This window comes from Candidatus Pseudomonas auctus (assembly GCF_048654275.1).
In the GTDB taxonomy this organism is placed as follows: Bacteria; Pseudomonadota; Gammaproteobacteria; order Pseudomonadales; family Pseudomonadaceae; genus Aquipseudomonas; species Aquipseudomonas pharyngis.
The window spans coordinates 270,103-283,975 of sequence record NZ_JBJYZK010000007.1; the positions used below are offsets into that span (position 1 = coordinate 270,103).

Below are 13,873 nucleotides of genomic sequence, written 5' to 3' on the forward strand. Positions count from 1 at the left end.
GGTGGCCGAGCTGTCGCAATCGCCAGCAGGCTGGCTCCCACATTTGGAACTCTGCAACCTTCAGGACTGGCCCGATTGTTCTTCCAGTTGATCCGACTCGAACAACCGGGCCAGTTCCGCCCGCGCTTCCTGGGCGGTCTGCAGGACTTTGGCCGCGTCGTCGTACACCGCGTGTTGCGCCTCGAGCACCTGTTCGTCATGGTGCTTGAAGCGCTTGATCCGCGCATCGGCCTGGGCCTGGGTCAAGCCGAGGCCTACCAGGGTGCGACGGCTCATTTCCAGGCTTGAGTAGTAGGTCTCCCGGATCGGATCGGCCCCCACATCCACCAACCGATGCACATGCTGCCGGTTACGCGCCCGGGCGATGATCTTCATGTCTGGGTAGAGCTTGCGCACGATCTCGGCGGTCTTGATGTTGGTTTCCGGATCATCTGTGGCAATCACGAAGTACTCCGCTTCACCGACCTTGGCCGCACTGAGGATTTCCGGACGCATCGGGTCACCGTAGAACACCGGCACACCCCCAAAACTGCGCGACAGTTCGATAGTCTCCACCGAGGTGTCCAGCGCCACGAACTTGATGTTCTGCGCCCGCAGGATCCGCGCCACGATCTGGCCCATCCGACCCATGCCGGCGATTACCACCCGTGGGGTTTCGGTCTCGATCTGGCGGAATTTCTCCGGCACTTCCACCGGCTGCACCTTCGGGCTGACCAGTCGTGCGCAGACCAACAGCAACAGCGGCGTGACCGCCATCGACAGGGTGATGGTCAGCACCAGCAGATCGTACAGACGCGGTTCGAACAGCCCCTGATCGCGACCGATCTTGAACACCACAAACGCAAATTCACCGCCCGCCGCCAGCACGATGCCAAGGCGAATCGCGCTGACCTTGTTCAACCCGCCGGCCAGACGCCCGACCACAAACAACAGCGGCAACTTCAGGGCGATCAGCAGCAGCGTCAGCCCCAGCACCGTGATCGGCGCGCTGAGCAGCAGACTGAGGTTGGTGCCCATGCCGACACTGATGAAAAACAGTCCCAGCAGCAGGCCCTTGAACGGCTCGATCTGCGCTTCCAGCTCATGGCGATATTCCGAATCCGCCAGCAGCAGGCCCGCAAGAAACGCGCCCAACGCCATTGACACACCGACCATGTCCATCAGCCACGCGGTGCCGATCACCACCAGCAACGCGGTGGCGGTGGAGACTTCCGGCAGACCGGTTTTCGCCACGATGCGAAACACTGGACGCAGCAGATAACGTCCGCCGATCACCACCACCGCGATGCCGCCGAGCACCTGCAAACTGTGGCGCACGTCGTCGGCGGTGCTGGTGTGGTGATCGACCCCCGCGAGCATCGGCACCAGCGCGATCAGCGGGATCGCGGCGATGTCCTGGAACAGCAGAATCGCAAACGCGAGACGACCGTGGGGGCTGGTCAGTTCCTTTCGCTCGGCGAGGCTTTGCAACCCGAACGCGGTGGACGACAGCGCCAGACCCAGGCCCAAGACAATCGCGCTGTTCAACGGCTGACCGAACACCGACAACGCCAGTACCCCGATCACCGAACCGGTCAGCAGCACCTGCGCCAGACCCACGCCGAACACCGATTTGCGCATCACCCACAAACGTCGCGGCGACAGCTCCAGACCGATGATGAACAACAGCAGCACCACGCCCAGTTCCGAGATATGGCTGACGCTTTGCGGATTGCCGATCAGGCCCAGCACTGACGGGCCGATGATCACCCCGGCAAACAGATAACCGAGCACCGCGCCCAGTTGCAGGCGCTTGGCCAGGGGAACGGTGAGCACGGCGGCGAAGAGAAAGACGACGGCGGCTTGTAACAGATTGCCTTCATGGGGCATGAGCGGAACTCCAGTAACGCGGTACGGCGGGGGGCGACAAGGATAAAGGTTGCAACGATTCAAGATCCACCGCAGATCCTGATGTGGGAGCGGGCTTGCTCGCGAAGGCCGTGTGTCATTCCGCAGACTAGTTGCCTGACACGACCTCTTCGCGAGCAAGCCCACTCCCACAAGGGAGACTGAGATGATCCCAGGCTATGTGAACACTCCAGGGCAGCACATGCTTGAGCAGATGTGCTTCTGTAATAATTTGCATCAATTGGTTACATTTATAGCCTCAGCGAATCAATTCCTTTCGAGTCTTCCATGGCCATCAACTTCGACCTCAACGACCTGCAAGCCTTTCGCGCCGTGGTCGAGCAGGGCAGTTTCCGCAAGGCCGCCGACACCGTGCGCCTGTCGCAACCGGCACTGAGCCGGCGCATCGAAAAGCTCGAAGACGCCCTCGGCGTAAAGCTGTTCGAACGCACCACGCGCAAGGTCAGCCTGACCCAGGCCGGACGCGGTTTCATGCCCAGCGTCGAACGTTTGCTCGACGATCTGGACGTCGCGTTGTTGGGCATCAGCGAAGTCGCCTCGAATCGGCAGGGCCACGTAACCGTTGCCTGCGTGCCGTCGGCGGCGTACTACTTCATGCCGAGCGTGGTCGCCCTTTATCACCGGCAGTTTCCGCGCATCAAAGTCAAAGTCCTCGATTCCAGCGCCCACGACGTGCTGAGCGCAGTGGTCAACGGCGAGGCGGATTTCGGTCTGAGTTTCATGGGCACCCAGGAGGCGGGCGTGGATTTTGAGCCTCTGGTACAGGAAAGCTACGTCGTTGCCTGCCGCCGCGATCATCCGTTGGCCGGGCGTAGCAGCGTGACCTGGGACGAGTTCTACCGGCAGGATTACATCTCGCTCGACAAAACCTCGGGCAACCGTTTTCTGCTGGATCAGGCCCTGGCCAAAGTGGTGCCGCAGCGCCCGAGCATCTGCGAGACGCGGCATGTGACGACCATGATCGGTCTGGTGGAAGCGGGGTTGGGTGTGGCGGCGGTGCCGCTGATGGCGATGCCGGCGGCGGATCATCCGATCCTGACGCGGGTGCCGCTGACCGAGCCGCAAGTGATGCGCAGCGTCGGCATCATCAAACGCCGGGGTCGTACGCTGACCCCGGCGGCACTGGAACTGGAGCGGCTGGTGGTGGAAATGAAAGTCCAGCCGCCGACGGTCAGCGCTTGACCGAATCCAGACCGGTGGCCTGCACGTCAACCTGGGCGGCAGGTGCGGCCAGATAAGCGAGCAACGCCTTGGCTTCCTGTGGATGCTGCGCACCCACCGGAATCCCCGCTGCAAATCGGGTTACCGACTGCACCGATTCAGGAATCTTCGCCACAAAACTCACCCCCGGCACCGGCAGCAATTCGCTGACCTGCTGGAAGCCCAGTTGATAGTCGCCGGTGGCGACCACCGAGCCCACCGGGATTTTCGGGATCATCTTCGCCTTGGGTTTCAGCTGATCTTCGATGCCGAGTTTCTTGAACAACTGCTGCTCGATGTACACGCCGCTGGCGCTGTCGGAGTAGGCCACCGATTGGGCGCCGAGCAAGGTTTTCTTCAGGGCATCGACGTTGCTGATGTCCGGCTTCGGCGCGCCTTCGCGCACTACCAGGCCGATTCGCGAATCCGCCAGTTCCACACGCGAAGCCGGGTCGACCTTGCCTTGCTTGATCAAATCGTCGAGGGCGTAACCGACCATGATCACCACGTCGGCCTTTTCACCACGGGCGAGGCGGTTGGGGATCGCTTCGGGGGCCTTGCCCATTGACGGACCGAGTTGGGTGTCCAGCGTGTTGCCGGTGGCGGCGGCGAATTTCGGCCCGAGGATCTTGTAGGCGGCGGTGAAACCGCCGGAGGTCATGACCCGCAGTTCTTCGGCCTGGGCCGCAACGTTGAACGCAAGACCGGCGAGCAGGGCTGAAACGGTAAACAGTTTTTTCATGGTGATGTTCTCAGGCAGTAACAGGTTGCAGACGACCGCCGGCCCGGCGATACAGATAAAGCGTGGCGCACAATGCACACAGTGCGCCGATGCTCATCCAGTAACCCGGTGCGGCTTTGTCGCCGGTGTACTCAATCAGGAAGGTCGACATCGCTGGAGTGAACCCGCCGAACACGGCAGTGGCGAGGCTATAGGCCAGGGAGAAACCGGCCACCCGCACTTCCACCGGCATGATCTCGGTCAGGGCCGGAATCATTGCGCCGTTGTACAGGCCGTAGATAAACGACAGCCACAACAGCGACAGCAGCATGTGGCTGAAGCTAGGCGCCTGCACCAGATACGACAGCGCCGGATACGTGGTAGCCAGCGCCAGCAGCGCCATGGCGATCAGCACCGGACGGCGGCCGACGCGATCGGACAATGCACCGCCAATCGGCAGCCAGAAGAAGTTGGAAACACCCACCAGCAGCGTCACCAGCAACGCATCGGAAGTGCTCAGGTGCAGCACGGTTTTGCCGAAGGTCGGTGCGTACACGGTAATCAAGTAAAACGCGGTGGTGGTCAGGGCAACCATCAGCATCCCGCCCAGTACCACGCCCCAGTTCTGACCGAGGGTGCGGAACACTTCCTTCATGTTCGGACGATGTTTACGAGCGGCGAACTCTTCGGTTTCCGCCAGATTGCGCCGCAGAAAGAAGATGAACGGCACGATCATGCAGCCGACGAAAAACGGAATCCGCCAGCCCCAATCGGCGACGGCTTGCGGCGCCATCCACTGGTTCAAGCCATAACCCAGCGCAGCGGCGACGACGATGGCCACTTGCTGACTGGCCGACTGCCAGGCGGTGAAAAAGCCTTTGCGACCGGGTGTGGCGATCTCCGAGAGATACACCGAAACCCCGCCCAGTTCGGCACCGGCGGAGAAGCCTTGCAGCAGCCGCCCGATCAACACCAGCGCCGGGGCAAACAGGCCGATGGTTTCATATCCGGGCACCAGCACAATCAGGATCGTGCCGCTGGCCATGATCGACAGGGTGACGATCAAACCTTTGCGACGACCGACGTCATCGATGTACGCGCCGAGCACGATAGCCCCCAGCGGACGCATCAAAAAGCCTGCGCCGAACACTGCGAAAGTCATCATCAGGGACGCGAACTCACTGCTCGCCGGAAAGAACACCGCCGCGATCTGCGTGGCGTAGAAGCCGAACAGAAAGAAGTCGAACTGTTCGAGGAAGTTACCCGAGGTCACCCGGAAAATGGCGCCGGCCCGCGAGCCGCCGTGTGGGATTGAGGCTGTCATAGAAAAGTACTCCACCGCTTTTATGACGTGCGCGACGGGGAGGCGGCGCACGGTTCTTATTGGGGCGGATAGTGGCGCGCAGGGATCGATTTGTTAATTGCATTGTTGGCATGAATTGATGTGCAATGCGGATCAATCGAGATCGTTGTGGGAGCTGGCTTGCCAGCGATAGCGTCATGACTGGCGACTACAATCTCCGGCTCAGCGCCATCAAAAAACAAGGAATGATTCCAGAACCCCGCAGTCGGAGTTCAGGTATCACACATCTGAAGGAGGTTCACCGATGAACAGCAAGACCCTAATCGCCAGCCTGGCCCTCGTCGCCGGCATCGCCGGGATCAGCCCCCTCGTTCAAGCGGCGCAAACCTCGAACGACACTGTTGAGCAATCACCGACCGGAAACCGCGAACTGAACGTCAACGACCGCGCCCCGGATATCTACCAGCGCAGCGAAAAAGCCATCAAAAACTGGAAACAGAAAGGCCTCAAACAACCAGAGCCACAGGCGCAGTGGGTGCAGATCAATGACAAGTACGTGATGGTGATGATCACCAACGGGACGATTGTGGCGATTCAGCCGGTGGAGCGCTGACCTCAAGCAACAATTGGCCATGGACGGTTGATTGCATTCGAGCGCCGTTCCGGTAAAACGCGAGGGGCGTTTCGAGTGACTGGATGTCAGGAGCAAATCGTTGGACAAGAAACCCCTTTATCGCAAAGAAAACACCACCGCCCACAACGTTTGGCGCAACAACCCGGGCGGGCATTACCGACATCAACGAAACACCAAGTCTGAAATCCACAGCGAGGCTACACGCGGTTCGATGCATGGCATCAAGCACCATGGCTACGATTACACGCCGTTGTTTCGCTTTTTGCTGTCGCGTGTTGGCGGTGATTGGGACGAGATTTTCAGTGAAGCCGTGTCGCGGCTGGATCGGCAGGAACCGGTGTTCTGGATGGTCGCTCTGCATGAACATGAGCGAAGGGATGTGGTGGGGGTGGGTGAGTCCAGCATCTACAGCGGGTTATACGTCGATGAGAACAAGCGCCTGCAAATCGTCAATCCCGCCCTGAAAGCCGAAGACATGACGCCTACGTGCCAGTGCTGCACGCATACCTTTAATGGCGTTGTATTCGGCACGCCCGAGCGCTGAAAATTCAATCAGCCCGGTCATGACTCAGCGCCTGTCCGCCACACAATCCTCATTCGCGGTCAACACCGGAAACAGCGGCAACCTTGGGTCAAACGGTTGCCAATGGCCGGCATTTCTGGGAAAACGGCGGCCAGCGGAACAATAGAGCGAATGTTATGAATGATGAACTGCAGATAGTCGATCTTCAGCCCGGTGACGGAAAAGCCGCCGTCAAAGGCGCGTTGATCACCACCCAATACACCGGTTGGCTGGAAGACGGCACCGAATTCGATTCGTCCTGGAGCCGGGGCAAGCCGTTTCAGTGTGTGATCGGCACCGGTCGGGTGATCAAGGGTTGGGATCAGGGGATTATGGGGATGCAGGTGGGCGGCAAGCGCAAACTGCTGGTGCCGGCGCATCTGGGTTATGGCGAGCGGACGATGGGCAAGATTCCGCCGAATTCGAATCTGGTGTTTGAGATTGAGTTGCTTGAGGTTTTGACGCGGGAGGATTGATGACCGGAGGTCATCTTGTTCGAACGGCTCAAGGATCAGGTCGATGGAAGTTGAACAGATCATTTACAAAACTGTTGCGTGGTTGACTATCGAACACCCGGGGCGACGGAGCCCGATTTACAACATCCAGTTGGTATTCTTCGCGGCCATGATGATTTTTTTGTGGTTCGCCGGAAAGGATGTCCTCGCACGGCGAGAAGCCTTTCTGGCCCGCAAGGCTCAGGTCTTGGCGTCAAAGCCACTGTCTGCGATTTCCTTCGCCGAGGAAGACGGGCAGAAGGTCAGACTCACCGGCGTTTTGCAGGAGACGGAAGGCGCTTACACCGTGACAGTGACTCGTGACGATGACAAAGAAGCCACTGTTTCGTCCCGCGTAGGGTTGCTTTCGCTGGAAGAGGTCGAGGCTTACTTGAGGGCGCATACGCCTTTCGTTCTGGCTGACTTTCGGCGTTAACCACATCTGCACACAAAACCCGCAGCCTCCCTCAACGGAGGCAGCGGGTTTTTTCTTGCCTTGCGCCCCGGGTATTACGCAGCCATTGCCATCTCATCCAGCGTCGCGGCAACCGTGCCGGTCAGGCTTGGGAACCTGCGTTTTACGCTGGTGAGTGCCGGCAGCAGGCGGTTGCGGTCCAGTTCGCCATGGTCGCGGGCAATCTGGACGAGGGCGGTGAGGGCGGCGCTGACGATGGATTTCCGTTCGCTCTCGAGCAGTAGCAGACAGGCTTTCTGGGCCCATTGGCTGTCTTTCTCGTTGAGGCCGATGGAGATCAGGGCGGCGACGATGTGTGCATCGGATTTGCTTTCCATGGGTGTTCCTCAGGTCGTGGCATCGAGAGTGTCCAGCGTCCGGTTCACCGCGAGTTCGCCACACATCACCACTTGGGCGATGCCCAGCACGGTGCTGCGGTAGGGCGGGTCCAGCAGTGCGGCGAAGTCGCTGAGCATCACGCTGGCCGAAGTCATCGATTCGCAGGCGTGGGCCAGCAGGGCATGTTGATCCAGGTCTGGGGCGACGAGGAACATGCGGCCGGGGCAGTGTTGTTTCGGGGCGGTGGGTTTCAGGTAATGGTCGAGGGCGCGTTCGGCGGCTTCGTGGAGTTTTTTTGAGTCGGTGGAGGAGTAGGGCGAAGTCGGGTCGGACTCGTTGGGTATGTCTGTTTCGGGTGGATCGGGAACGTATTTGAACATTCGGGAAAGCCTCAAAGTGATGCCGACACCACCTCGCGACTAAACGAATAGGTGGCAGCTGTACGCAGGTTAGTCGACCGGCGACTTCCCAAAACCGGCGCACCCGAGGGTGCCCTGCACACAGCCGCCATAGAGTGCAGATGAAGGTCACCTGACTGTCTGGAGCACATGTAAAGTTTTGAGAAATCATCGAGCGACTAAACCCGATCACTGACCATTCAGTGACGCGGACCAAGTTACCGACGCCCTCAAAACCGCACAAGCCGGCGGATTCTGGCGTAGTTGTAGGCAAAGGCGCAAGGCGATGTAGCCTCGCGGATGAGGGCAAAATGATGCTTCATTTGTCAGGCTTTATGGCTCACATAAGAGGTCGCCGCCGGCCTGTGAAGCGTGCTTGCTTGTGAACATCCTCTTTGTGATACCGAATATTTAATAAGCCACTTCGAGCTTGATTTATATCGGTTTCGATATAGCCTGCGTGGCACATTCAAATGCCAGGAACAGGTTAATCCATGAAGGATCATCAAAATCCCCCTCAGCGTTTCTCAAGCATCTGGGATGCGCTGGAAGACACGCCGCAGGAAGCGGCCAACATGCGTCTGCGGGCCAAGCTGATGCGCACGCTTTGCGAAACGATTCGTGCGTGGGAGCTTCCCCAAAAGGAGGCGGCCAAGCGTCTTGGCGTCACTCAGCCGCGTCTCAACGACGTACTCAACGGCAAAATCGACAAGTTCTCGCTGGATGCGCTGGTCAACCTGTCGGCCGCCGCAAAACTGGAAGTAGACCTCTGTTTCCAGTTGTCTCCATCCATGCAATGGGCCACCTGATGATTGATTGCAGCGGTACTTAAACATGCATCTCGCTGAACATCGGAATTCGTCCATTCAACGAAGGCCGGTAGTGCCACGCGAGTCTTCCCGGATCAATGTCGCGGGCGAGGATTTCGGTGAGCGTGGCGCTGGCGATCGTCATGGCCAGCGTCTGTTCGGGACATTGATGCCGACCGCTGCCGAACGTGAAACTGCGGCGGTTCGGGCGATCCACCATAAAGCGATCCGGGTTTTCATTCAGTGCGGGGTCGTGATTGGCCGAGGCCAGCAGCACCAGAATCACGTCGCCGGCTTCCAGCCGCACGCCGTCGATTTCGCAGCTGTTCGCCACAAAACGGCGAGTGTTCTGTACCGAGGGATCGAAACGCTGGACTTCGGCGAGCAGCGAATCTAAGGACGCATTGCGTAATTCAGGCTGACGCTGCAACGCCACCAGCGCATTGCCAATCAACCCGGCGGTGGCCTCGAATGTCTGCGAACAGAGGCCGATCAGGTTGGCGAGCAGCACGTCCTCATCGCCGACAAAACGCTGTCGGATGTCCGCGAGAAACGGGTTCGGATCCGCCAGCAATTCAATGAAGTACCCGCGCAATTGCTCCGCCGCCCGATGCGCTGCCGCCAGTTGCAGGTCATTGCTCAGCGGCGACAGACACGCCGCGAAATCTGCCGTCAGTTCACTGATGACCCGCGCCTGCGCCGGGGTGAATCCGAGCAACGATGCAACCACGCACACCGGGCCGCGAAACATGGCTTTATAGAGGCCGTCGGAATCATTGGTGATCAACCGCGCGGACACCAGAGCGCTGACTTCTTCCCGATCAAACAGCCCCAACGGTGGCTCGATGGCCGAACGCGGGCAGCGCTGAGCTTCGCCGTCATTCATGCGCATCAACTGGCCGAACACCTTGCCCGCCATGCCATCGACGATGGCTTTGGGCACCGGCTCCTGAACCGGACGCACTCGGCAATCCGGATGCGCCAACACCGCGCAGACCGCCCGGGCGCTGCTGGCCACCCACAGTTTCAGTCCATGATGAAAAGTCAGCCCGCCCTCCGCGCGCAGTTCGGCGTAGTAGGGGTAGGGATCGGCGTGAGTCGCAGCGATGATCGGGTCCATGGATCGCAACCTTGTCGGTGGGGAAAGTGTTGCTACTATCTCCAGTCCTTGAGGGCGATGATTCGTCCGGGAGCGAAATATGCACGCAGAACATCAAGACCTCGGCGTCTCGCAAGTGGCCGCCGCCATCGCAGAACCGGCGCGGACCAAAATGCTGTGCTCGCTGATGGACGGCCACGCCCGCACCGCCACGGAGCTGGCGATCCTCGCCGACGTCAGCGCCTCGACCGCCAGCGCACACCTGGCCAAGCTCAAGGATCTGGTCTTGGTGCGCCTGCACGTGCAGGGCCGCCACCGTTATTACAGCCTCGCCGACAAGCGCGTGGCCCAGGCGCTGGAAGCGCTGATGGTGATCGGTCAGAACCCCGCGCCGCCCTTCAAGTCGCACACGCCGGATCGCCTGCAATTCGCCCGCACCTGCTACGACCATATGGCCGGGACGCTCGCGGTGTTGTTGCATGACCGCCTGCTTGAGGCGGGATGGCTGGTGGAAACCGATGAGCAGGTTTATCGCCTCAGTGAAAGCGGGGAGGCGTTTTTTGAAGAGCTGGGCATTGAGGTCAAGGATCTATCGACGCTGCGCCGCCGCTTCGCCTGCCCGTGTCTGGACTGGAGCATGCGTCGGCCACATCTGGGCGGCTCGCTCGGGGCCGCGTTATTGCAGACGGCGTTGAAGCGTAGATGGGTGACGCAGGATCTGGACAGTCGCGCACTGACGTTGACGGTGCAGGGGCGCCGAGAATTGTTATCGCGCTGGGGTCTGGTTTTGCTCGAGTCCGGGCGGGATTCGTCAGGTCGCCAGTTGACGGAATCCACGCCCGGATCGGTGCATGTGCGTTAGCTCAGGGTGTATCCACTATCGACCACCCAGTCCTGACCGATGACGCCGCGTGCGCCATTGCCCAACTGAAAAAGAATGACGTCGGCCACTGCCGCAGGTTCCAGGAATTGTCCGCCCAATAGCCGTTTATTGACGCCTTGAGCCACGTCGCCGAGCGCTTCGTCGCTCAAGCCCAGTGTCGACCAGATCGGCGTTGCGGTCGGGCCGGGGGAGACGCAATTGATGCGCACACCGTGGGGTGCCAGCTCGACCGCGAGGGTTCGGGCGTGGGCGATCAATGCCGCTTTTGACGCGATGTAGGCAGCCAGTCCTGCGAAACTGATTTGGGCCAGAAAAGTACCGATGAACACCACCGAAGCGCTGTCTGCGAGGTGCGGGCGCAGGATGGCCAACGTGTTCAGGGCGCCGACGCCGTTCACCGCCCATTGGCGATCGAACGCCGAACTGTCGAGCCCGTCGGCGAGTTCGGCGATACCGGCGTTGGGCACCACGAAACTCACCGGGCCCAGACTCGCAGCCTGCTCGGCCAAGGAGGCAAGGTCAGAGGCTTGAGTGACATCGCCGGGATGCCAGACCAGTTGGTGGGGATACCGCTCAAGCAGTTCGGCCAGTGGGCCGAGCTTTCGCGACATGGCCAACACGCGTGCGCCTTGATCCAGCAGGCGTTCGGTAGCGGCCAGGCCTATGCCCGAACTGGCACCGGTGAGGACGGCAAGCTTGCCCTGAAAAACTTGATCCATGTTCAACTCCCGTTTTTGGTCTTCAGCCAAATGGCTACGGGGGACCAGTCAATTTTCGGGCCATGCCGGACAGCCTTTGATATCAAGGGCTGCGCAAGATTGGTAGTCATTATGACTCTTGGGAGATCGAGTCAATCTGACTGCTATTGAGTCAAATTGACCTGACTGCCGCAACTCGACATTCCGACGAAGAGCGGCATTGCGTCTTGTATGAGCCAATCGCTCTCTATACTGTATATGCGAACAGTATTGAGTCCGTGCCATGCAAATCATCGACAAGCTCAGCATCCTCGCCGACGCCGCCAAGTACGACGCCTCCTGCGCCAGCAGTGGCGCGCCCAAGCGCAGTTCCGAGGGCAAGAGCGGGCTGGGCTCGACCGATGGCATGGGCATCTGCCACAGCTACACGCCGGACGGGCGTTGCGTGTCGCTGCTCAAGGTTCTGCTGACCAATTTCTGTCTCTACGATTGCCAATACTGTGTCAACCGCCGCTCCAGCGATGTGCCGCGTGCGCGTTTCACGCCAGAGGAAGTGGTCACGCTGACCCTGGATTTCTACCGGCGCAATTGCGTCAGCGGGTTGTTCCTCAGTTCGGGGATTATCCGTTCGGCGGACTACACCATGGAGCAACTGGTGCGTGTCGCGAAGCTGCTGCGCGAAGAGCATGAGTTCCGTGGCTACATTCATCTCAAGACCATTCCCGATGCGGATCCTGCGCTGATCGAAGAAGCCGGGCGTTATGCCGATCGCTTGAGCGTCAACATCGAATTGCCCACGGATGCCAGCCTGCAAACCCTGGCGCCGGAGAAGCACATCGGTTCGATCAAGCAGGCGATGAATACCATCTACACCGGCGTGCAGACCGTGCTCAACGAACCCCGCGCTCCGAAGTTCGCCCCGGCCGGGCAGAGCACGCAGATGATCGTCGGTGCCGATGACACCGACGACAGCACCATCCTGCACAGCGCTCAAGCTTTGTATGGCAACTTCCGTCTGCGCCGGGTCTATTACTCGGCGTTCAGCCCGATTCCCGACAGCCCGAAAAGCGTGCCGTTGGCCGCACCGCCGCTGATGCGCGAGCACCGCTTGTATCAGGCGGATTTCCTGTTGCGCGGTTATGGCTATACCGCCGATGAGTTGCTCACGGGGCCGGGCAATCTGGCGTTGGACATCGACCCGAAACTGGCCTGGGCGCTGCAGAATCGCGAGGTGTTCCCGCTGGACCTCAATCGCGCTGAACCGGCGCTGATCTCGCGCATTCCCGGCATCGGCCTGCGCACCACCGAACGTCTGGTGGAGCTGCGCCGGCAGCGGCGCATTCGCTACGAAGACGTGGCGCGCATGCGCTGTGTGCTGGCCAAAGCCAAACCGTTCATCATTACCAGTGATTACCACCCGCAGCAGGCGGAGGTCACTAGCCAGATGCTTTATCAGCAGTTGCGCGACCGACCGATGCCGCAGCAGATGGGGCTATGGGGATGATCAACCTCGATTGCGACGACCTGTTCGACACCTGGCGCCAGCAGGCGCGCTGGCTGCTCAGCCATGAAATCGACCCGAGTCTGGTGAGCTGGGCGTCGGAAGGGGTGAGTGATCTGTTTGCCAGTGACGTGGCGGTGCCCGAAGGGCAGGGGCCGTTTCAGGCACGTATTCCGCGTGCGTTGCTCGACACCCTCGAACAAGCTTCGCGCTACCGTGGCGATCAACGCTGGAGTTTGCTGTATGAAGTGCTGTGGCGAGTCAGCCACGGCGACCGCACGGCAATGATGGCCGGCGACAAGCTGGGCAGCGAGTTGCAGCGGCGGATCAAGCAGGTGCAGCGCGAAGCCCATCATCTGCATGCGTTCGTGCGTTTCATCGAGCGCCCGGCAGAGCTGCCGGGCCCGCAATATGTCGCGTGGCACGAGCCGGCCCACGACATCCTGCACAGCGCCAGTGAACACTTTATCGGGCGCATGTGCCGGCATCGCTGGCTGATCGCCACGCCCCGCGACGGGGTGTATTACGATGGTGAACAACTGATCCATGAACGTCAGTGTCCGCTGGAGTGGCAGCAACTGGCGCAGAACGTCGACGATCCCCACGGTGACTTGTGGCTGACGTACTACAGCCACATCTTCAACCCGGCGCGGCTGAACGAAAAGGTGATGCAGGGGCATTTGCCGACGCGGTTCTGGAAGAACCTGCCGGAGGGGGAGCTGATTCCCGGATTGATTACCCAGGCCCGAATGGGCAAGCAGCAGAACGGACAGGCGAGCGGGATTGCCGGCCGGGCGGGCAAGCGGATTGCCATGAAGGCCGGCGAGCGAGGCGAATGAAAAAGCCCCCATCGATTACTCGATGGGGGCT

Annotated in this window: 16 protein-coding genes; 9 read left to right on the forward strand and 7 right to left on the reverse strand. The window is 60.3% G+C overall.

Annotated elements, in window-relative coordinates:
• Positions 1-60 precede the first annotated feature (60 nt).
• Positions 61-1,869, reverse strand: a complete 1,809-nt coding sequence (locus ACKUG4_RS15880) for a monovalent cation:proton antiporter-2 (CPA2) family protein (protein WP_445434375.1) — start codon at positions 1,867-1,869, stop codon at positions 61-63.
• Positions 1,870-2,175: 306 nt separating this feature from the next.
• On the opposite strand from ACKUG4_RS15880, the gene ACKUG4_RS15885 reads away from it, so the two are divergent.
• Positions 2,176-3,090, forward strand: a complete 915-nt coding sequence (locus tag ACKUG4_RS15885) for a LysR family transcriptional regulator (protein WP_445434376.1) — start codon at positions 2,176-2,178, stop codon at positions 3,088-3,090.
• Here ACKUG4_RS15885 and ACKUG4_RS15890 read toward each other — a convergent pair.
• Positions 3,080-3,850: a substrate-binding domain-containing protein gene (locus ACKUG4_RS15890; RefSeq protein WP_445434377.1), complete on the reverse strand. Its 771-nt coding sequence runs from the start codon at positions 3,848-3,850 to the stop codon at positions 3,080-3,082. The genes ACKUG4_RS15885 and ACKUG4_RS15890 overlap by 11 nt on opposite strands.
• A 10-nt stretch (positions 3,851-3,860) precedes the next feature.
• Positions 3,861-5,153, reverse strand: coding sequence for an MFS transporter (locus ACKUG4_RS15895; RefSeq protein WP_440811905.1), 1,293 nt, complete (start codon positions 5,151-5,153; stop codon positions 3,861-3,863).
• A 283-nt stretch (positions 5,154-5,436) separates the two neighbouring features.
• Between ACKUG4_RS15895 and ACKUG4_RS15900 the strand changes: the two genes are divergently transcribed.
• The 4 genes from ACKUG4_RS15900 to ACKUG4_RS15915 all read left to right on the forward strand — a co-directional run bounded on the left by ACKUG4_RS15900 (position 5,437) and on the right by ACKUG4_RS15915 (position 7,258).
• The gene (locus ACKUG4_RS15900; RefSeq protein WP_445434378.1) at positions 5,437-5,745 is read left to right on the forward strand and encodes an RcnB family protein; all 309 of its coding nucleotides are present in this window, start codon (positions 5,437-5,439) and stop codon (positions 5,743-5,745) included.
• A 100-nt stretch (positions 5,746-5,845) separates the two neighbouring features.
• Complete coding sequence (locus ACKUG4_RS15905; RefSeq protein ID WP_085648320.1) at positions 5,846-6,310, forward strand: hypothetical protein; 465 nt, start codon at positions 5,846-5,848, stop codon at positions 6,308-6,310.
• Positions 6,311-6,465: 155 nt separating this feature from the next.
• The gene (locus ACKUG4_RS15910) at positions 6,466-6,804 is read left to right on the forward strand and encodes an FKBP-type peptidyl-prolyl cis-trans isomerase (RefSeq protein WP_445434379.1); all 339 of its coding nucleotides are present in this window, start codon (positions 6,466-6,468) and stop codon (positions 6,802-6,804) included.
• A 43-nt stretch (positions 6,805-6,847) separates the two neighbouring features.
• Positions 6,848-7,258: a hypothetical protein gene (locus tag ACKUG4_RS15915; protein ID WP_445434380.1), complete on the forward strand. Its 411-nt coding sequence runs from the start codon at positions 6,848-6,850 to the stop codon at positions 7,256-7,258.
• Between the two features lie 74 nt (positions 7,259-7,332).
• On the opposite strand, the gene ACKUG4_RS15920 is transcribed toward ACKUG4_RS15915, so the two are convergent.
• Complete coding sequence (locus ACKUG4_RS15920) at positions 7,333-7,614, reverse strand: hypothetical protein (RefSeq protein WP_445434381.1); 282 nt, start codon at positions 7,612-7,614, stop codon at positions 7,333-7,335.
• 9 nt (positions 7,615-7,623) lie between these two features.
• Positions 7,624-7,995, reverse strand: coding sequence for a DUF6124 family protein (locus ACKUG4_RS15925; protein WP_445434382.1), 372 nt, complete (start codon positions 7,993-7,995; stop codon positions 7,624-7,626).
• Between the two features lie 512 nt (positions 7,996-8,507).
• Here ACKUG4_RS15925 and ACKUG4_RS15930 point away from each other — a divergent pair.
• Positions 8,508-8,822, forward strand: a complete 315-nt coding sequence (locus tag ACKUG4_RS15930; RefSeq protein WP_445434383.1) for a helix-turn-helix domain-containing protein — start codon at positions 8,508-8,510, stop codon at positions 8,820-8,822.
• A 19-nt stretch (positions 8,823-8,841) separates the two neighbouring features.
• Here ACKUG4_RS15930 and ACKUG4_RS15935 read toward each other — a convergent pair whose 3' ends face one another.
• Positions 8,842-9,942, reverse strand: a complete 1,101-nt coding sequence (locus ACKUG4_RS15935; RefSeq protein ID WP_445434384.1) for a cytochrome P450 — start codon at positions 9,940-9,942, stop codon at positions 8,842-8,844.
• A gap of 79 nt (positions 9,943-10,021) precedes the next feature.
• Between ACKUG4_RS15935 and ACKUG4_RS15940 the strand changes: the two genes are divergently transcribed.
• Positions 10,022-10,783: an ArsR/SmtB family transcription factor gene (locus ACKUG4_RS15940; RefSeq protein WP_445434385.1), complete on the forward strand. Its 762-nt coding sequence runs from the start codon at positions 10,022-10,024 to the stop codon at positions 10,781-10,783.
• Here the strand turns inward: ACKUG4_RS15940 and ACKUG4_RS15945 are convergent.
• Positions 10,780-11,523 carry an SDR family NAD(P)-dependent oxidoreductase gene (locus ACKUG4_RS15945; protein ID WP_445434386.1) on the reverse strand — a complete coding sequence of 248 codons (744 nt, stop codon included), beginning with the start codon at positions 11,521-11,523 and terminating at the stop codon, positions 10,780-10,782. The genes ACKUG4_RS15940 and ACKUG4_RS15945 overlap by 4 nt on opposite strands.
• Before the next feature lie 262 nt (positions 11,524-11,785).
• On the opposite strand from ACKUG4_RS15945, the gene ACKUG4_RS15950 reads away from it, so the two are divergent.
• Positions 11,786-13,006, forward strand: a complete 1,221-nt coding sequence (locus tag ACKUG4_RS15950) for a putative DNA modification/repair radical SAM protein (RefSeq protein ID WP_445434387.1) — start codon at positions 11,786-11,788, stop codon at positions 13,004-13,006.
• A complete protein-coding gene (locus tag ACKUG4_RS15955) occupies positions 13,003-13,842 on the forward strand; it encodes a TIGR03915 family putative DNA repair protein (RefSeq protein ID WP_445434388.1) in 840 nt (279 codons plus the stop codon). The genes ACKUG4_RS15950 and ACKUG4_RS15955 overlap by 4 nt, the downstream gene beginning before the upstream one ends.
• The last annotated feature ends 31 nt before the right edge of the window (positions 13,843-13,873 follow it).